The organism is Streptomyces sp. NPDC111628, from assembly GCF_055635195.1.
Window position 1 is genome coordinate 431,913 of the sequence record NZ_JBVKBZ010000002.1, and the last position, 16,915, is coordinate 448,827.

16 protein-coding genes are annotated in these 16,915 nt (G+C 74.1%); 7 read left to right on the plus strand and 9 right to left on the minus strand.

Annotated elements, in window-relative coordinates:
* Positions 1-73: 73 nt before the first annotated feature.
* Positions 74-865 carry a VOC family protein gene (locus tag ACZ7MF_RS09755; protein ID WP_471475602.1) on the minus strand — a complete coding sequence of 264 codons (792 nt, stop codon included), beginning with the start codon at positions 863-865 and terminating at the stop codon, positions 74-76.
* Positions 866-1,057: 192 nt separating this feature from the next.
* Here ACZ7MF_RS09755 and ACZ7MF_RS09760 point away from each other — a divergent pair, with 192 nt between their 5' ends.
* Together ACZ7MF_RS09760 and ACZ7MF_RS09765 are read left to right on the plus strand one after the other, a co-directional pair.
* Positions 1,058-1,303, plus strand: coding sequence for a WhiB family transcriptional regulator (locus ACZ7MF_RS09760; protein ID WP_471475603.1), 246 nt, complete (start codon positions 1,058-1,060; stop codon positions 1,301-1,303).
* A 55-nt stretch (positions 1,304-1,358) separates the two neighbouring features.
* On the plus strand, positions 1,359-4,724 hold the full coding sequence (locus ACZ7MF_RS09765) for a hypothetical protein (RefSeq protein ID WP_471475604.1): 3,366 nt from the start codon (positions 1,359-1,361) through the stop codon (positions 4,722-4,724).
* Positions 4,725-4,774: 50 nt separating this feature from the next.
* On the opposite strand, the gene ACZ7MF_RS09770 is transcribed toward ACZ7MF_RS09765, so the two are convergent.
* From ACZ7MF_RS09770 to ACZ7MF_RS09785, 4 genes are all read right to left on the minus strand, one after another.
* Positions 4,775-5,749 carry an acyl-ACP desaturase gene (locus ACZ7MF_RS09770; RefSeq protein ID WP_471475605.1) on the minus strand — a complete coding sequence of 325 codons (975 nt, stop codon included), beginning with the start codon at positions 5,747-5,749 and terminating at the stop codon, positions 4,775-4,777.
* 205 nt (positions 5,750-5,954) lie between these two features.
* Positions 5,955-6,731 (minus strand): dimethylargininase, encoded by a 777-nt coding sequence (gene ddaH / locus ACZ7MF_RS09775; RefSeq protein ID WP_471475606.1) that lies wholly within the window; start codon positions 6,729-6,731, stop codon positions 5,955-5,957.
* A gap of 115 nt (positions 6,732-6,846) precedes the next feature.
* Complete coding sequence (locus ACZ7MF_RS09780; RefSeq protein WP_471475607.1) at positions 6,847-9,105, minus strand: ATP-binding cassette domain-containing protein; 2,259 nt, start codon at positions 9,103-9,105, stop codon at positions 6,847-6,849.
* A 10-nt stretch (positions 9,106-9,115) separates the two neighbouring features.
* Positions 9,116-10,750: an ABC-F family ATP-binding cassette domain-containing protein gene (locus ACZ7MF_RS09785; RefSeq protein ID WP_471475609.1), complete on the minus strand. Its 1,635-nt coding sequence runs from the start codon at positions 10,748-10,750 to the stop codon at positions 9,116-9,118.
* A 300-nt stretch (positions 10,751-11,050) separates the two neighbouring features.
* Between ACZ7MF_RS09785 and ACZ7MF_RS09790 the strand changes: the two genes are divergently transcribed.
* Positions 11,051-11,722, plus strand: a complete 672-nt coding sequence (locus ACZ7MF_RS09790; protein WP_471475610.1) for a GOLPH3/VPS74 family protein — start codon at positions 11,051-11,053, stop codon at positions 11,720-11,722.
* Positions 11,723-11,760: 38 nt separating this feature from the next.
* Here ACZ7MF_RS09790 and ssgD read toward each other — a convergent pair whose 3' ends face one another.
* Complete coding sequence (ssgD, locus tag ACZ7MF_RS09795; RefSeq protein ID WP_361004773.1) at positions 11,761-12,177, minus strand: spore wall synthesis regulator SsgD; 417 nt, start codon at positions 12,175-12,177, stop codon at positions 11,761-11,763.
* 326 nt (positions 12,178-12,503) lie between these two features.
* Between ssgD and ACZ7MF_RS09800 the strand changes: the two genes are divergently transcribed.
* Positions 12,504-13,550 carry a WD40/YVTN/BNR-like repeat-containing protein gene (locus tag ACZ7MF_RS09800; protein WP_471477208.1) on the plus strand — a complete coding sequence of 349 codons (1,047 nt, stop codon included), beginning with the start codon at positions 12,504-12,506 and terminating at the stop codon, positions 13,548-13,550.
* Positions 13,551-13,621: 71 nt separating this feature from the next.
* Positions 13,622-13,951 (plus strand): plasmid stabilization protein, encoded by a 330-nt coding sequence (locus tag ACZ7MF_RS09805; RefSeq protein ID WP_471475611.1) that lies wholly within the window; start codon positions 13,622-13,624, stop codon positions 13,949-13,951.
* Between the two features lie 9 nt (positions 13,952-13,960).
* On the opposite strand, the gene ACZ7MF_RS09810 is transcribed toward ACZ7MF_RS09805, so the two are convergent.
* Positions 13,961-14,257: a YciI family protein gene (locus ACZ7MF_RS09810; protein ID WP_356863532.1), complete on the minus strand. Its 297-nt coding sequence runs from the start codon at positions 14,255-14,257 to the stop codon at positions 13,961-13,963.
* Between the two features lie 43 nt (positions 14,258-14,300).
* Here ACZ7MF_RS09810 and ACZ7MF_RS09815 point away from each other — a divergent pair, with 43 nt between their 5' ends.
* The gene (locus ACZ7MF_RS09815; RefSeq protein WP_471475613.1) at positions 14,301-15,002 is read left to right on the plus strand and encodes an endonuclease V; all 702 of its coding nucleotides are present in this window, start codon (positions 14,301-14,303) and stop codon (positions 15,000-15,002) included.
* On the opposite strand, the gene ACZ7MF_RS09820 is transcribed toward ACZ7MF_RS09815, so the two are convergent.
* Positions 14,990-15,184 carry a hypothetical protein gene (locus tag ACZ7MF_RS09820; protein ID WP_398316186.1) on the minus strand — a complete coding sequence of 65 codons (195 nt, stop codon included), beginning with the start codon at positions 15,182-15,184 and terminating at the stop codon, positions 14,990-14,992. The two genes, ACZ7MF_RS09815 and ACZ7MF_RS09820, sit on opposite strands and share 13 nt — an antisense overlap.
* A gap of 169 nt (positions 15,185-15,353) precedes the next feature.
* On the opposite strand from ACZ7MF_RS09820, the gene mmpA reads away from it, so the two are divergent.
* On the plus strand, positions 15,354-15,500 hold the full coding sequence (mmpA, locus tag ACZ7MF_RS09825) for a morphogenic membrane protein MmpA (protein WP_471475614.1): 147 nt from the start codon (positions 15,354-15,356) through the stop codon (positions 15,498-15,500).
* Between the two features lie 36 nt (positions 15,501-15,536).
* Here the strand turns inward: mmpA and ACZ7MF_RS09830 are convergent, their stop codons facing one another.
* The gene (locus ACZ7MF_RS09830) at positions 15,537-16,727 is read right to left on the minus strand and encodes a saccharopine dehydrogenase family protein (protein WP_471475615.1); all 1,191 of its coding nucleotides are present in this window, start codon (positions 16,725-16,727) and stop codon (positions 15,537-15,539) included.
* Between the last annotated feature and the right edge of the window lie 188 nt (positions 16,728-16,915).

Here is a 16,915-nt window from a genome sequence, read left to right on the forward strand (position 1 = left end):
CTCGCGCCGGACCCCAGTGCGCCCGGGTGCCGGACCCCGACGTGACCGTGAGCGGCCGGACGCGCCCCGTCTGCTACCCCTGGCGAGGTGCCGACCTGAGTACCGCGAAGCGGGCGCCGTACGGGTCGGCGAGGCGGGCGACGCGGCCGACGCCCTCGATGTCGGTCGCGGGCATCCGCACCGTGCCGCCCAGTTCCGTGGTCCGGGCGACCGCGGTGTCCGCGTCGTCCACCGCGAAGTACGGCAGCCATCCGGCGTCCGTGTCGGTGTCCGCCGGATCCTCGGCGAGCGGGACGAGACCGCCGAACATGGCCTCCTCGCCCTCTCCGGCCGGGTTGACGCAGGTGTAGGAGCCGCCGGGGAAGGAGACGCCGGAGGTCTCCAGGCCCAGCACCGCACGGTAGTACGCGGCCGCCGCCGCGATGTCCGCGGTGTGCAGCTCGACCCAGCACAGCGCGCCGGTCTCGCCGGCCGCGTCCAGGCCGGCGCGCTGTCCCGGCTGCCAGATGCCGAACGGGACCCCGGCCCGGTCGGCGAGGATCGCCATGGTGCCCTGGTCCATGACGTCCATCGGCTGCACGAGGACACCGCCGTGCGCCTGCCCGGAGGCCTGGGCGGCGGCACGGGCGTCCGGGACCTGGAAGTACACGGTCCACGACGGCGGGCCCTGCTCCTCGGTCGTGCCCATGCCGCCGGCCACGATCCGGCCGTCCAGCTCGAAGAAGCCGTAGCCCCCGGCCTCCGGCCCCGCCGACCGGAACCGCCAGCCGAAGAGGCCGCCGTAGAAGGACGTGGCGCCGTCGAGGTCGGAGGTGCCGACGTCGAGCCAGTTCGGAGCGCCGGTGACGAAACGGGTCGTGAGCATGATGCGCCCTCCTCGGAAGGGTCCCGTTGCCTGCACTGACGAGTCTTCCACCGACCACCGGTGACCGCTTCCGCGCGCCGCCGTGCGCCGCCGTGCGCGGCGGAGGACCATCTGATCTGCTGGGGGTGCCGGACGCGCGGCGTTGATGCCGCGTTGATCGAACGTTTTTCGTCTCCCGGCAGGCTGCTGCGCATGCACATCGAGACGACCGCGGCGCCCGACCTCAGCTGGCAGGAGGAGGCGTTGTGCGCGCAGACCGGGGGAGACTTCTTCTTCCCCGAGCCCGGCAGCTCCGTACGGGACGCGAAGCGCATCTGCGCCCTGTGTCCGATCCGCTCGACCTGCCTGGAGTTCGCGCTGAGCAACGACGAGCGCTTCGGCGTCTGGGGCGGCCTGTCGGAGAAGGAACGGCTGGCCCTGCGCCGCCCCATGCCCTGAGCGCGGTCCCGGTAATTCGCTGTGCCGCACCCGTCGCGCCGGGCAGAATCCCGGCATGTCCCGAACCGCCGCACAGCACGAGGCGGACAGCCTGCTGCACGCCCTCGATCCGCTCGCCCACCCGCGGCGCATGCGGGAACTCGTGGCACGCACCCGGGAGTCGCCCGACCCGCGGTCGCTGCTCGCCGAGCTCGAACGGCACGGGGCGTACGGACGCAGGCTCGCCGTCGTCGCCGCGTCCGCCGCCCGTGACACCGAGTGGATCGCGGACCGGATCGCCGACCCCGACCCGTACGTGCGCGGCCACGCCCTGCGGGTGGCCGACACACTGGGCGTGCCCGACGCCGCCTTCGAGGCGGGTCTCGCCGACGCCCCCGAGACGGTCCGCCGGAGCCTGCTGCGCGCCGTCGCCGCCGGCGGACGCACCGCCCTCGCCGACCGGCTGGTGGACGGGGTGCGCCGCGACTGGGGCGACACCGAGGCGACCCGTCTGCTGCCGGGCTGCACCACACCGAAGGTCGCCCTGCTGCTGCCCGGGCTGCTGTACGCCGTCCGGTCCTGGACCCCGTTCGCCAAGCGGCACCGCGCGACGCTGTCCGCCGCACTGGAGGCGGAGCTGGTCGCCCAGCCCGAAGCCCTGCGCGACGACTGGTGGCGCCGGTACGCGCCCGCGGTGGCCACCCTCGCACCCGCCGAGCCCGCGCGGTGGCTGCGGATGCTGGAGGAGCGGGGACCGAGCGGCCTGCCGTACGAACTGCGCGGCCATCTTCCCGCGTTCGCCGGCGCCGACCCGCGGCGTGTCCTGCGCCTGCTGCTCACCCCCGCCTGGACGTCCGCCGTCGGCGTCCACCGGCTCGGACGCACGGTGCTGTACCGGCTGACCCGCACCGACTCGCCCGAACTCGTCGCCTACGCCCGGGCCCTGGTGCCCCTCGGCGGCCTCCCGAGGCTGCTGAAGGCGCTCCCGCCCGCCCGGCGCCACGCCCTGTGGACGGCCGTGAGCCAGGGGCGGGGAACCGGCGGCACGGTCGGCGTCGACGAGGCGCTCCTCGAGGTGCTGCCGCGCCGCCACGCCGCGCGCGAGGCCCGGGAGGCCGCCGCACGCGCGCGGGAGGCCGGTGCGGCCGAGCACACGGTCTTCGTCGCCGAGTCCTTCCTCCCGGTGGCCGAGGCGCACGACCGGCTGCTGGCGGCCACCCGGCGCCCGGACGCCGACGACCGCGCCCGGGCCTGGCCGCTGCTGATCCGCAACGCCGCCCGCTCGGGCGACCCGGCCGCCGTCACCGCCGTACTGGAGGACATGGCGCGGCTGCGCAACGAGCAGGACCCGGTGCGGTGCGCCGCGCTGCGGGCGGCGTGCGGCATCCCGGCCGCACTGTTCACCGAGGAGGCCGCCGAGCCTCTGGCCCGCCTCGCCACCGACGCCGTCGAGGCGCGCGACTCCTCGCCCCAGACCCGCCGGGCGCTCGGCGAACTGGCCCTGGCCGTGCTGTGCGAGCATGCGGCGGGCGGCACCCGCACGCTGGTGAACTGGGCCCTGCGGACCCTCGTGCGGATATCCGGCACCACGGGCGGCGCCGACCTCGGCCGCCTCGACCGCACCCTGCGGCGCGGCCAGGAGCACCAGGTGTACGAGGCGCTGCGCCCGTGGATCGAGGCGGGCGCCGAGAAGGCCGACTACGGCCTCGCCTTCGCGCTCGCCCGTGCCGTGGGCCCGCGCGCCGGCGGCATGCCGGAACTCCAGGACCAGCTGTGGCAGGCCGTCCGCTACGGCAACGACACCACCGCGCGCACCGCGATCGGCCTGTGGCTCGAACCGTCCGCCACCCGCGACGAACGGGCGGCCCGCGTCCTCGCCCGGGAACCCTCGGCGGCCGCACTGGAGCCGGTGCGCGCGGTGGTCGCAAGACGCCGCACCGACCTGCTCGACCCGCTGCTCGCCGAGAGCCCGCCCTACGGCCGCTTCCTGACCAAGGGCACCTCCTGGTCCGTGCCCGTGACCGCGCACGAGGTGAGCCGGTGGGTGCCGCGCCAGCAGGCCGCGCTGCTGGCGCGCTGCGCCGCCCTGGCCGCCGACGCCGGACTGCCGCTGCACGCGCGCGCGAACGCCGTCACGCGGGCGGCCACCGTGCCCGACGGCGGCGCCGCCCTCGTACGCCGCTGGACCGGATCGGCGGACGTCGTCCTCGCCGAGGCCGCGCTCGCCGCCCTGGCCCGCACCGACCGGGCCGCCGAGGCGCTGCCCGAGCTGCTGTCGCACGCCGGCGGCGACCGGGCCCGCGTCGCCGTGTACGCGGTCACCCAGGCCTCCCGGCAGGCGCCGCCGTCCCGCCTCGCGGGCGCCCTGCGGGACGTGCTGAGGGCCCCGGACGCCAAGGTGACCAGCCGCAAGGAAGCGGTCCGGCTCGCCGCGGTCCGCCTTCCCGTGCCGGACGCGGCGGCCCTGGTCACCGAGGTCTGCGCCCGCCCGGGGACCCACCCCGACGTACGCGCCGCCTGTGTCGCCTTCGCCGCCGGGCTACTCGCCCGGGAGGAGGTCTGGGACCTGCTGCGCGACGCCGCGGGCGGTGCGCCGGTGCTGCGGGCCGCCCTGCTGCGGACGGTGCCGCGTGACCTGCCCGAGGCGCACCGCGGCCGGTACGCCCGCCTGGTCCGCGACGTGGCCGCCACCGACGACGACCCCGCCACCGCGCTCCTCGCCCTCCATGCCCTGGGCCGGTGGATCCCCTGGTCGGACGACGGCGCCCGGGTACTGGCCGGGGCCGTCACGGACCTGTCGAACCGCGCGACCTGGCACGCGGCGGCGAACGCACTGATCGGCGCGGCGTCGAGCGCTCCGCAGGGCCGGTCCGGCCTGCTGGAGACGCTGCGCGCGCTGGCCGGGGCGGAAGCCGGCGAGGACGACGACGCGGGCGAGCGGCGGGACCGGCCGGCCCGGCAGCGCGTCGAGTACCTCGTCGCCGGGCTTAGGGCGAGTGTCTTCCGCCCGGACGCGGCGGTCCGCCCGGTCGCCCGTGCCGCCGCCGAACTGCTCCACGGGTACGACGCCCACGTGGCGCAGGCCGCCGAACTCGCGGCCGGTCACGTCGACCTGACCGCCGTACCGCCGCGCCTGGACCGGGTGGCCGCCCTGGTCGGCACCGACCGGCCGGCGCTCGCGGCGCGGATCGCCGACGCGATCGGCGAACGCCTCAGGGGCCGGGAGCAGCCGGGCGACGCCACGGTGCTGCTCGCCGAGGCCAGGGCGCTGGCCGAAGACGGCGGACACCCCCAGGGGCTCGTGGCCGTCGCCGTCACCGGAGCGCTCGGCGAGCGCGAGGACTGGCCCGCGCCGTGGCGGGAACTGCTGCGCACCCTGCGCCGCCACCCGGTCCCCGACGTGCGCGACGCGGCACTGGAGGAGACGACGGCCCACGAGTGACGCCGGTCGGCCCGCGGGGCCGGGCCGGGGAGGCCGGGCCCGGGGTGCGGTCAGCCCGCCGCGCGGGCCGCCATCCGGGCCTTGCGCGCCGCCAGCTTCTCGTCGAACTTGGCGGCCTCGGCGTCAAGACCGCCCATGTACAGCCCGAGTTCCTCCTGAGCCTGCTGCCCCTCGGGACCGAGGCCGTCGATCTCCATGATCTTCAGGAAGCGCAGCACGGGCTGGATCACGTCGTCGTGGTGGATGCGCAGGTTGTAGACCTCGCCGATGGCCATCTGCGCGGCGGCCCGCTCGAAGCCGGGCATGCCGTGACCCGGCATCCGGAAGTTGACGACCACGTCCCGGACCGCCTGCATCGTCAGATCCGGGGCCAGGTCGAAGGCCGCCTTGAGCAGGTTCCGGTAGAAGACCATGTGCAGGTTCTCGTCGGTCGCGATGCGGGCCAGCATGCGGTCGCAGACCGGGTCGCCGGACTGGTGGCCCGTGTTGCGGTGCGAGATGCGGGTGGCCAGCTCCTGGAAGGCCACGTACGCCACCGAGTGCAGCATCGAGTGCCGGTTGTCCGACTCGAAGCCCTCACTCATGTGGGCCATGCGGAACTGCTCCAGCTGGTCCGGGTCGACCGCGCGCGAGGCGAGCAGGTAGTCGCGCATCACGATGCCGTGCCGGCCCTCCTCGGCGGTCCAGCGGTGCACCCAGGTGCCCCAGGCGCCGTCGCGGCCGAAGAGGCTGGCGATCTCGTGGTGGTAGCTGGGGAGGTTGTCCTCCGTCAGCAGGTTCACCACGAGGGCGATCCGGCCGATGTCGGTGACCTTGGACTGCTTCTTCTCCCAGGCCTCGCCGTCCTCGAAGATCCCCGGGAAGTTCCGCGCCTCGGTCCACGGCACGTACTCGTGCGGCATCCAGTCCTTGGCGACCTTCAGATGCCGGTTGAGCTCCTTCTCGACCACTTCCTCCAGCGCGTACAGCAGCCGGGCGTCGGTCCAGTCGGCGGAAGTGCCGAGGTGCGGGGAGACGATCGTCACGAAGAACTCCAGGGACGTGTGACAGGGCGGAGCAGCCGGCGAGCGGTGCCGGGAACCTACGGGATCGTAGGCTACGAAACCGTAGGTTACGAGAGCGTAGGTTAAACGCACTGTAAAGGTCGCTGATCAGCCACCGTCCGGCGGTACCCGACAGGGCCCCGAGACCCGCAGGTCCGGGGCCGGGCGACCGCCCTGCGCGCCGTACTCAGTCGTACAGCTCCCGCAGCCTGACCGAGAGGCACGTCACACAGCCCTCCAGCTTCTCGAACTCCCCGATGTCGACGAGCACCGGCTCGTGACCGAGGTCGGCGAGCAGCTCCGCCGTCTTCGGCGCGCTCGCCGCCATCAGCAGCCTGCTCCCGCCGAGCAGCACCACGTGCGCCCCCGACTCCTCCGGCACCGGCAGGAAACGGGGGAACAGCGAGGGCACGTCCGTCAGCGGGATGTGCCCGATCACCGTCCCGTCCGGCAGCGCGGTGACCGCCGACTTCAGGTGCAGCACCTTGCTCACGGGCACGGCGACGACCCGGGCGCCCAGCGGCTCGAACGCCGCCCGCAGCTGCTGGACACCGGCCGCGTTGGTCCGGCCGCCGCGGCCCACGTAGATCGTGTCGCCGATCTTCAGGACGTCGCCGCCGTCCAGGGTGCCCGGCTCCCACACCCAGTTCACCGAGCAGCCGAGCCGGGCCACGGCCTCCTCGACCCCGGCCGTCTCCGCGCGCCGCGACTCGGCGCCGGGCCGCGTGATCAGCGCGACGTTGCGGAACATGACGACGGCGTCCTCGACGAAGACCGAGTCCGGGCAGTCGTCGGCCGGGTCCACCTCCAGCGTCTCCCAGCCGTGCGCTCCGAGGGCCTCGACGTAGGCGTCCCACTGTTCGAGGGCCAGGCCGTGATCGACCTTCTCCCGCTCGACGTGTGTCACCAGTCCTTCGGCGAGCCTGGGGCTGGGGCGGCGGACGAGGGCCTTTTTGCTGGGCACGCGGGGCCTTTCGTGTCGGCGCGGATCGGCGGGTGTCGACGTCGGCTGCCCGGCGCGTGAGGCGGCGCCGGTTCGCGCCATCATGCAGCGCGGACCTGCGCCTACGGAACCCCCGTCAGCCCCTCGTAGCCCTCCTGAGATGCTCGGCGGTGCTGGAGCCGCGGGCCGCGAGCAGCTCGCGCGGGGTGCCCTCGAAGATCACCAGGCCGCCGTCCCGCCCGCCGTCCGGGCCGAGGTCGATCACCCGGTCGGCGTGCGCCACCACGTCCAGGTTGTGCTCGACCACCACGACCGTGTTGCCCGCGTCCACGAGCCGGTCCAGCAGGGCGAGCAGCCCCTCGACGTCCGACATGTGCAGACCGGTGGTCGGCTCGTCCAGGACGTAGACCGCGCCCGTGCGGTGCAGCCGGGTCGCCAGCTTGATCCTCTGCCGCTCGCCGCCGGAGAGCGTGGACAGCGGCTGCCCGAGGGTGAGGTAGGTGAGGCCGACGTCGCGCAGGGCACGCAGCCGACGGCGTACGCCGGTGTCGGAGAAGAAGCCGAGGGCCTGGTCGGCGGTCATCGCGAGCACGTCGGCGACCGACCGGCCGTGCACCGTCAGCCGCAGCACCTCCTCCCGGAAGCGCCGCCCCTCGCAGTCGTGGCAGGTGGTCGTCACCGGATCCATGAAGGCGAGGTCGGTGTGGATGATCCCGCGCCCCTCGCAGGTGCCGCAGGCCCCGCCCGAGTTGAAGCTGAAGAAGCCCGGCTCGGCACCGGTCTCCCGCGCGAAGACCTTCCGCACCGTGTCCATGATCCCCAGGTACGTCGCCGGGGTGGAGCGGGCGGAGATGCCGATGGCCGACTGGTCGACGACCACGGCGTCCGGGTGGGCCACGGTCAGCTCCGCGACCAGTGTGCTCTTGCCCGACCCGGCGACCCCGGTGACCGCGGTGAGCACCCCGGTCGGGAACGCCACCGTCACCTCCCGCAGGTTGTGCCGCCCGGCGCCCTTGACCCACAGCTCGCCGGTGGCCGCCCGCACCGTGTCCTTCACCGCCGTACGCCGCCCCAGGCACCGCCCGGTGAGCGTGTCCGACGCGGCCAGCCCGGCCGGCGGCCCCTCGAACACCACCCGGCCGCCGTCGGCACCGGCCCGCGGGCCCATGTCGACGACGTGGTCGGCCAGTGCGATGACGTCCGGGTCGTGCTCGACCACCAGCACGGTGTTGCCCTTGTCGCGCAGCCGCAGCAGCAGGTCGCCGAGGCGTCCGACGTCCCGCGGGTGCAGTCCGACGCTGGGCTCGTCGAAGATGTACGTCATCCCGGTCAGGCTGGAACCGAGGTGCCGCACGGTCTTCAGCCGCTGCCCCTCGCCGCCGGACAGCGTGGCGGTCTCCCGGTCCAGGCTGAGATAGCCGAGCCCGATGGCCTCCACCCGCTCCAGCGCGGCCACCGCGGCGCCGGCGACGGGCAGCGCCACCGGGTCGTCGATCCCCCTCAGTACGGCGATCAGGTCGGTGATCTGCATCCGCGAGCAGTCGGCGATGGAGCGCCCGTCGATTCGGGAGGCGAGCGCGGCCGCGTTCAGCCGGGCCCCGCCGCAGTCGGGGCAGCGGGCCTCGACCAGGAAGCCGCCCACGAGGTCCCGGGTCTTCTCGCTCATGCCGGACAGGTCCCGCTTGAGGTACAGCCGTTCGAACCGGTCGGCGAGTCCCTCGTACTCGGTGCTCCACGTCCCGCCCGAGCCGCTGACGGTGACCCTGCTGCCGGGCCGCCCGCGCATCAGGAAGGCGTGCTCGGCGTTCGTGAAGTCGCCGACCGGCTTGCCGGTGTCCAGCTCCTCGGTGTTGGTGTAGGTCTGCCCCTGCCAGGTCCCGGCCGCGAACGGCGGGAAACGGACCGCTCCGTCCGCCAGCGACCTGGCCGGGTCCAGGATCCGGTCCCAGTCGGGCTGCACCCGGCGGCCCAGGCCGTCGCAGCCGGGGCACATGCCCGACGGGTCGTTGAACGAGTAAGCCGTCGCCCCTCCCGCGCCGGGGGTGCCGTGCCGGGAGAACAGCACCCGCAGCACCGAGTGGATGTCGGTCATCGTGCCGACCGTGGAGCGGGAGTGGCCGCCGACCGGCCGTTGGTCGACGACGATCGCGGGGGTCAGGCCCTCCAGGGCGTCCGCGTGCGGCCGCTCGTGCTTGGGCAGCCGGTTGCGGACGAACCAGGTGAACGTCTCGTTCAGCTGGCGCCGCGACTCCACCGCGATCGTGTCGAACACGACCGACGACTTCCCCGACCCCGAAACGCCGGTGAACACGGTCAGCCGGCCCTTCGGGATGCGGAGCGTGACGTCCTGGAGGTTGTTCTCCCTGGCCCCGGTGATGCTGATGAACTCGCTCATCCAGCGGACGCTAGGCGGAATACCCGACAGCTTCCGGCGTGATTTCCGTCAGTTCTCCCTCCTCCAGCAGCAGCCAGCGCGTGATGCCGAGCGACTCCAGGAACGGCAGGTCGTGGCTGGCCACGAGCAGCGCCCCCTCGTACGCCTCCAGCGCGCTGGTGAGCTGCCGCACGCTCGCCATGTCCAGGTTGTTGGTCGGCTCGTCCAGCATCAGCAGCTGCGGCGCGGGCTCGGCCAGCATCAGCGCCGCCAGCGTCGCCCGGAAGCGTTCGCCGCCGGACAGCGTGGCCGCCTGCTGGTCGGCGCGGGCGCCGCGGAACAGGAAGCGCGCCAGCCGCGCCCGGATCCGGTTGTTGGTGGCGCCCGGCGCGAACCGGGCCACGTTCTCCGCGACGCTCAGCCCGTCGTCGAGGACGTCCAGACGCTGCGGCAGGAACCGCAGCGGCACGTGCGCCGTCGCCTCGCCCGCCACCGGCGCCAGCTCCCCGGCCACGGTGCGCAGCAGCGTGGTCTTGCCCGCGCCGTTGCGCCCGACCAGCGCGATCCGCTCGGGACCGTGCAGATCGAGGCCGCCCGTCATCCGGGCGCCGTACGCCGGCTCCAGCTCCCGCAGGGTCAGCACCGTCCGGCCCGGTGGTACGGCCGTGTACGGCAGGTCGACGCGGATCTCGTCGTCGTCCCGCACGGCCTCCACCGCGTCGTCGAGCCGTTCCTTGGCCCCGGCGAGCTTCTCCTCGTGCATGATGCGGTACTTGCCCGCGGACTGCTGGGCCGTCCGGGCCCGCAGCTTCATCACCGCACGGGGTTCGCGCTTGGTGTCGTACATCTTCTGTCCGTAGCGCCTGCGCCGGGCCAGGACGACCTGGGCGTCGGCCAGTTCGCGCTTCTGCCTGCGCAGATCCGACTCGGCGACCCGGACCATCCGCTCGGCCGCCTCCTGCTCCACGGCGAGCGCCTCCTCGTACGCCGTGAGGTTGCCGCCGTACCAGGTGACCGAGCCGGTCCGCAGGTCGGCGATCTGGTCGACCCGTTCCAGCAGCTCGCGGTCGTGGCTGACCACGACCATCATCCCCGGCCAGGACTCGACGGCCGCGTACAGCCGCCTGCGGGCGTACACGTCGAGGTTGTTGGTGGGCTCGTCCAGGAGCAGGACGTCGGGCCGGCGCAGCAGGAGCGCGGCCAGCCGCAGCAGCACCGACTCGCCGCCCGACACCTCGCCGACGGTGCGGTCGAGGCCGATGTGGCCAAGGCCCAGTTCGCCGAGCGTGGCCAGCGCGCGTTCCTCGACGTCCCAGTCGTCGCCGACGGTCTCGAAGTGCTCCTCGCTCACGTCACCCGCCTCGATGGCGTGCAGCGCGGCCCGGCGCGCGTCGATGCCGAGCGCCTCGTCGACCCGCAGCGCGGTGTCGAGCGTGACGTTCTGCGGCAGGTAGCCCACCTCGCCGGCCACCCGGACGGTGCCGTCGGCCGGGGTGAGCCGCCCGGCGATCAGCTTCAACAGGGTGGATTTCCCGGCGCCGTTGAGGCCGACGAGGCCGGTCCTGCCGGGGCCGAAGGCGACGTCGAGTCCGTCGAAGACGGCGGTGCCGTCGGGCCAGGCGAAGGACAGGGACGTACAGGTGAGAGAAGTGGGGGAAGTAGACATACGGGTCTCCGCGGTTGCTCGAAGCGGTCAGGGGCAAACGCGTATCGAGACACCGGAAGCGGGCGGCCGCCGTCGGACGAGGGGAGGGCACGAAAGAAGCCCTGCTCCGTCAGGAGGCTGGGACGGCTCGAACGCCGAGGTCGCACGCTGCGTACACACGTGAGATACGTGTGACGCGGTGTCTCAGGACCTCAGACGAGCAACGTCCTTCTCCAATCGGCGGCAACAGAAGCAGTACCGAACCTAAAGAAGACCCGGTTGGCCTGTCAACGCATTTACGCGGACCCCGAGGAGGCCCCCGTGCCCAACGGCTCGCTCTCACTGCCGGCCCGGCTCTGCCTGCTGGCCTGGGACCCCGAGCGGTCCTCGGCGGCCGAGACCGCCCGCGTCCACCACCTGGTGCGCGCCGGTGCGCTCACCGAACTGGCCCAGCGCGGTCTGCTCACCGACGACGAGGGCATCGCCACCCCCGCCGATCTCGACTCCCGCACCGGGGACGCCGTCCTCGACGGGCTCCTTGAACTCGTCCGCGAGTCGCTGCCGCACCGGTGGCGCACCTGGGTGCGGCTGCACGCCCGGGTCACCTTCGACGCCGTGCGGGAGCAGCTGGTCGCCGAGGGGTACCTGCGGGCCGAGAAGAAGCGGGTGCTCGGCGTGTTCCCGTCCGTGGAGTACGTGCTCGCGCGGGCCGCCGCGGCGCGGGCGCTGCGGGAGGAGGCACGACACCTGCTGGAAGGGCCGCTGCCGGCCGGGGAGGTCTCCGAACGGGACGCGGCCCTGGCCGCGCTGGCGGCCGCCGCCGGACTGGGCGCGCCCGGGGGCACGGCGGGCGGGGTCCGCGGCCGGGACCGGATCGCGGAACTGACCCTGCGGTGCGCGGGCGCGGCACCCGGCATGCGGAAAATCGTGGGCGAGGTGTGGGACGCGGTGAGCGACGAGACGGCCCGGGCACCGGTGTCCGCGCGCGGCTGAGCGCCGTCCGGCGCCGCGGGAGCCGGGAGGGGGTGGGGTCAGCAGCTCCCGCGCATCAGCTCCGCCAGGTCGTGGTCCAGGTCCAGCTGGAGGTGCTCGAGACCCACCGGCACCAGCTCGCCGGCGGCCTGAAGGAAGCGGCGCAGCTCGCCCGAGCGGACATGGATCACGGCGGTGCCCTCGGGCGCGTGGAACTCCAGGACCGTGCGGTCGTACCCGTACGGGCGCACCCGGACGTCGCCGTGGCCGTTCGGCTCCTGCATCCCGGCGATGAGCAGCTCGCGGGAGAAGGTCCAGCAGACCTCCACGCCCTCCAGGGTGGCCGGGGCCGGGAAGGTCATGCGGACGGCGAACGGGTCGGCGCGGTCGTAGTGCAGGGTGGCGGGAATGTTCGGCATGCGCGGCGCGGCGGCGACGAGGCGCGCCTCGACGGGCTGATCGATGACGGTGGACAACGCCTTGCTCCCTCGTGACGGCTGGACGGGCTTCGCGGGTGGTGCGGGCCGGGCACTGGAAGAGACGTCGGAATCAGCCCATCCGTGCACACGACGAGCGAGTGACCTCTGTCACCGCGTTCATGCCCGGGAGCTCCCAGGAGTGACACGCCTCTCCTCCCGTGCCCCGAAGGGCACTTGCGGCACGCCCGCACCAGGCGCTCGAGCGGTCGCGGCCCTCTGGACGGCGCGCGGGCCGTGGGCTAGCTTCGCCCGCCATGAGGCGCTTGGGAAGCACGCGACGCAGGGTACGGCCCGTTCCAGCCGGCGGCAGGCGTACGGGGCGGGTGGTGCTCGCCGGGGCGGTCTGCGCGGCGGCGCTGGCCGCACTGACCGCCGTACCCGCCCAGGCGCACCAGCGGCCGCAGTGGGACGTGAAGGACACCGGCGTCTCCGACGTCCGGTTCAGGGGGCTCGCCGCCGTCAGCCGGCACACCGCCTGGGTGGCCGGTACCGGGGGGACGGTCCTGCGCACCACCGACGGCGGCGACACCTGGCGCGACATCTCCCCGCCGGGCGCCGGTGAGCTGGAGTTCCGCGACATCGAGGCCTTCGACGCCCGCCGGGCCGTGGTCCTGGCCATCGGCGAGGGCGAGGCGTCCAGGGTCTACCGCACCGACGACGGCGGGGCGACCTGGACCGAGTCCTTCCGCAACACCGACCCGCGGGCCTTCTACGACTGCCTGACCTTCTTCGACCGCCGCCACGGCCTCGCCATGAGCGACCCGGTGGACGGAAAGTTCCGCATCCTGTCGACCGGCGACGGCGGCCACACCTGGAAGGTGCTGCCCGACGCGGGCATGCCGCCCGCGCAGCAGGGCGAGGCCGGGTTCGCGGCCAGTGGCCAGTGCCTGGTCTCCGCCGGGCCGAGGGACGTGTGGCTGGCCACCGGCGGGGCCGCACGCGCGCGCGTGCTGCACTCCGCCGACCGCGGGCGCACCTGGACGGCCACCGACGCCCCGGTCCCGGCCGGAGACCCGGCCCGCGGCGTGTTCGCCCTCGCCTTCCGCGACCGGGCCCACGGCCTCGCCGTGGGCGGCGACTACCGCCCCGAGCAGGCCTCCCCGCGGGCCGCCGCCCGGACCTCCGACGCAGGCCGCACCTGGCGGCCCGCCGACCGGCCCCCGCCCGCCTACCGCTCCGGCGTCGCCTGGCTCCCGCACAGCCGCTCCGCCGCCCTGGCCGTCGGCCCCACCGGCACCGACCTCACCACGGACGGCGGCCACACCTGGCGGACGGTCGACACCGGGTCCTACGACACCGTGGACTGCACCCCGGACCTGGGCTGTTGGGCCGCGGGCGAGCAGGGCCGGGTCGCCCGGCTGGAGCGCTGACACGGGCGGGCCGGGGTGTTTGTCCGTAACGTGGGTAACCGTTCGCTGAACGTGAGAGGAAGTGAGCGGACATGCCGAGCGGTTCGAGCCCCAAACGGGAGCGGCAGTACGAGCACATCAGGAAGAGCGCGAAGGACCGCGGCGAGAGCACCGGCCGCGCCAAGGAGATCGCGGCGCGGACGGTGAACAAGGAGCGCGCGCAGTCCGGCGAGTCCAGGACCGCCAGCCGCACCTCGACGCAGGACAAGTCGCCGAGCAAGCGCGGCGGCCAGCGGTCCGGGAACCGGCAGGGACCCCAGGGACCCACCTACGACCAGCTGTACCAGGAGGCCAAGCGCCGTGACGTGCACGGACGTTCGAACATGAACAAGGGCGAGCTGCGCCAGGCACTGGGCAAGTGACCCGCGCCGCTACCCGAGCGTCTCCCGGTAGCGCTCCAGCGCGGGCGCCGTCTTCGTGGCGACGAACTCGGTGACGCGGTACGCGCACACACCGGCCCTGACGAACGGGTCGCCCGCGGTGATCTCCTCGATCCGCGCACGGTCCCCCGCGACGGCGAGGATCACCCCGCCCTCGCGCGGCTCCATGCGCCCGGACGCCAGGAACACGCCCTGCTCGTACAGTCCGTCCAGCCAGGCCACGTGGTCGGGCAGCACGGCGTCGACGGCTTCGAGCGGGGCGGTGTAGGACAGCTCCAGTACGAACATGATCGCGAGCCTACTCCCGGGCTCCCGTAGGCTTGCGGCCACCATGACGACCGTGAGCGTGCAGATCCCCGCCGGCTGGCCCACGACCGAGGAACGGGCCCGGGCGGTCCAGGACGAACTGCGCGCCCGCGTGGTGCTCGACGAGGGCGGCCCGCCGCCCGGCACCGGCCGGGTGACCGGCGTGGACGTGGCCTACGACGACGAACGCGACGTCGTCGCGGCGGCGGCCGTCGTACTGGACGCCGGGACCCTCGCCGTCGTCGCCGAGGCCACGGCCGTCGGCCGGATCACCTTCCCCTACGTGCCCGGCCTGCTCGCCTTCCGGGAGATCCCGACCGTGCTCGCCGCCCTGGACGCGCTGCCCTGCCCGCCCGGCCTGGTGGTGTGCGACGGGTACGGCCTGGCCCACCCGCGCCGGTTCGGCCTCGCGAGCCACCTGGGCGTCCTCACCGGCCTGCCCACGATCGGCGTGGCCAAGAACCCGTTCACCTTCACCCATGACGACCCCGACACCCCGCGCGGCAGCACGTCCCCGCTGCTCGCCGGTGCCGAGGAGGTCGGGCGGGCGGTGCGCACCCGGGACGGCGTGAAGCCGGTCTTCGTCTCGGTCGGGCACCGGGTGGACCTCGCCAACGCCTGCGCCCACACCCTGGCCCTGACGCCCGCGTACCGGCTGCCGGAGACCACCCGCAGGGCCGACGCCCTGTGCCGCGCGGCCCTGCGGGACGCCGCCTACCCGGCCTGATCCTCGACGCTCCAGCGGCCCACCTCCCGGTACGCCGAGTCGTAGATCCCGGAACCGTCGCCGGGCCGCAGTGCGTAGTGCTTCAGGTTGCCGCCCCAGTACCGCAGGATCCGCTGCAACTCGCCCGTGGGGTCCTCGGCGAGCGCGCCCTCGTCCATGGTGACTTCGAGAAGGAACTTCATGCCTTCAAGGGTTTCATTGAACTCCTCTTTGGCACTTGGCCGCGCACGGTGCCTGGTGGTAGGGAGAGCGGTGCCGTGAAAGTCTCAAATCGACGGATCTGAGCGCCCAGAGGGATCTGAGTATCCGTACGGATGTGCCGCCGCTCGCGGCCCCGGCAGGGTGGACGGCATGACGACACACCGCGCACCCAAGCACCCGGCCCGGTCCGGCCGCCCCGTCGAGCGGTCCGTGGTCGCGGGTCTGGTGCTGGCGGTGGGCGCGGGTCTGGCCTGGATCGGCGGGATGATCTACACGATCGCCGGGTGGTCCGGGTAGGCCCCGCCGCAGGGCGCCGCACGGTTCCCAGGCCCGTCAGCGGGTCGCGGCCACCCGGAAGCCGATGCCCGCCGCCCGCAGCCGCTCGGTCAGCGCGTCGCCCATCGCCACGGCCGTCGTGACCTGCCCGGCCGTCGGCGGCAGGGCGTCGAGGGCGAGACAGAGCGCCGCCTCGGCGAACATCTTGGCCGTCTCGTCGTACCCGGGGTCGCCGCCCGCCACCTCGGTGAACACCTTTTGGCCGCCGCCCTCGCCCACGAAGCGGACCGAGAACCAGCTCCTCGCCCGCCGCTCGGGGCTCGGTCCCTCGCCCGGCGCGAGCCTCGCCGACAGCCGGCGCCGTGCGGGCGGCAGCTGGGCCGCCGCCATCAGCGCGCCCACGGCCGCCACCCCGCCCACCGCGACGGGCAGCCGCCGTACGGCCGCGTAGTGGCGGTAGCGGAAGTCCGGGCCGTAGCGGTCCAGGGCCTTCGCGGACCGGCGCACGATCTGGGCGTCCACGGTCGGCAGCGGCAGCGCCCACGCCCCCACCTCCCCGGCGAACCGCGGCGCCCCGATCGGCGTCACCACGCGGCGGCCGACCAGGCGCGGCTCGTGCCGCCGGCGTTCCAGCGCCGCGGCCCGCAGTTCGCGGCCGCGCGCGAACTGGCCGAGCGCGGAGGCGAACGTACCGCCCGAGAACGTGGCGCTGACGGTCACGAAGCCGTCCACGGTCAGCGGCACGCCTTCCGGCAGTTGCCGCACGGTGAAGTACACGCCGAGGTCGTGCGGGACCGAGTCGAAACCGCAGGCGTGCACCAGGCGGGCGCCGGTCTCCCGCGCGCGGGCGTCGTGGCGGACGTAGGTCAGGTCCACGAACTCGGGCTCCCCGGTGAGGTCGAGGTAGTCCGTGCCGGCGTCCGCGCAGGCGGCGACCAGCGCGTCGCCGTAACGGACGTACGGGCCGACCGTCGTGGCCACCACGCGCGCGTGCCCGGCGAGTTCGCGCAGCGATTCCGGATCGGACACGTCCGCGAGCAGCACGCCGACGTCCGCCGCGGTGTCCGCCGTACCGGTCAGCCGTTCGCGCAGGCGGCGCAGCCGCTCCTCGTCGCGGCCCGCGATCGCCCAGCGCAGCCCGTCCGGCGCGTGTGCGGCGAGGTACTCCGCGGTCAGTTCGCCGACGAACCCCGTCGCCCCGAACAGCACGACGTCGTACGGCCGGTCGGCCGCCTTCAGCCTGTTCATGACATCCCTCCGTCACCCGTCGGCAACCCCTGGGTCCGCAGCACGCGCCGTTGCCGGTGGCTGAGGCTAGCGTGAGGATCGCGCGGCCCGGCGAGGAGCCTGCACCATAATTGGCTAAGCGCTTGCTCGCCCGGGGCTTGTGCCCAGTGGAACACGTTCTTAGCATCACTGGTGTTACATCGGTTGTG

Coding starts and splice junctions, on each gene's coding strand:
- ACZ7MF_RS09805 (WP_471475611.1), top strand. CDS start 13,622: ATGCCGAGCGGTTCGAGCCCCAAACGGGAGCGGCAGTACGAGCACATC.
- ACZ7MF_RS09815 (WP_471475613.1), top strand. CDS start 14,301: ATGACGACCGTGAGCGTGCAGATCCCCGCCGGCTGGCCCACGACCGAG.
- ACZ7MF_RS09755 (WP_471475602.1), bottom strand. CDS start 865: ATGCTCACGACCCGTTTCGTCACCGGCGCTCCGAACTGGCTCGACGTC.
- ACZ7MF_RS09785 (WP_471475609.1), bottom strand. CDS start 10,750: ATGTCTACTTCCCCCACTTCTCTCACCTGTACGTCCCTGTCCTTCGCC.
- ACZ7MF_RS09810 (WP_356863532.1), bottom strand. CDS start 14,257: ATGTTCGTACTGGAGCTGTCCTACACCGCCCCGCTCGAAGCCGTCGAC.
- ACZ7MF_RS09820 (WP_398316186.1), bottom strand. CDS start 15,184: ATGAAGTTCCTTCTCGAAGTCACCATGGACGAGGGCGCGCTCGCCGAG.
- ACZ7MF_RS09830 (WP_471475615.1), bottom strand. CDS start 16,727: ATGAACAGGCTGAAGGCGGCCGACCGGCCGTACGACGTCGTGCTGTTC.
- ACZ7MF_RS09760 (WP_471475603.1), top strand. CDS start 1,058: ATGCACATCGAGACGACCGCGGCGCCCGACCTCAGCTGGCAGGAGGAG.
- mmpA (WP_471475614.1), top strand. CDS start 15,354: ATGACGACACACCGCGCACCCAAGCACCCGGCCCGGTCCGGCCGCCCC.
- ACZ7MF_RS09765 (WP_471475604.1), top strand. CDS start 1,359: ATGTCCCGAACCGCCGCACAGCACGAGGCGGACAGCCTGCTGCACGCC.
- ACZ7MF_RS09780 (WP_471475607.1), bottom strand. CDS start 9,105: ATGAGCGAGTTCATCAGCATCACCGGGGCCAGGGAGAACAACCTCCAG.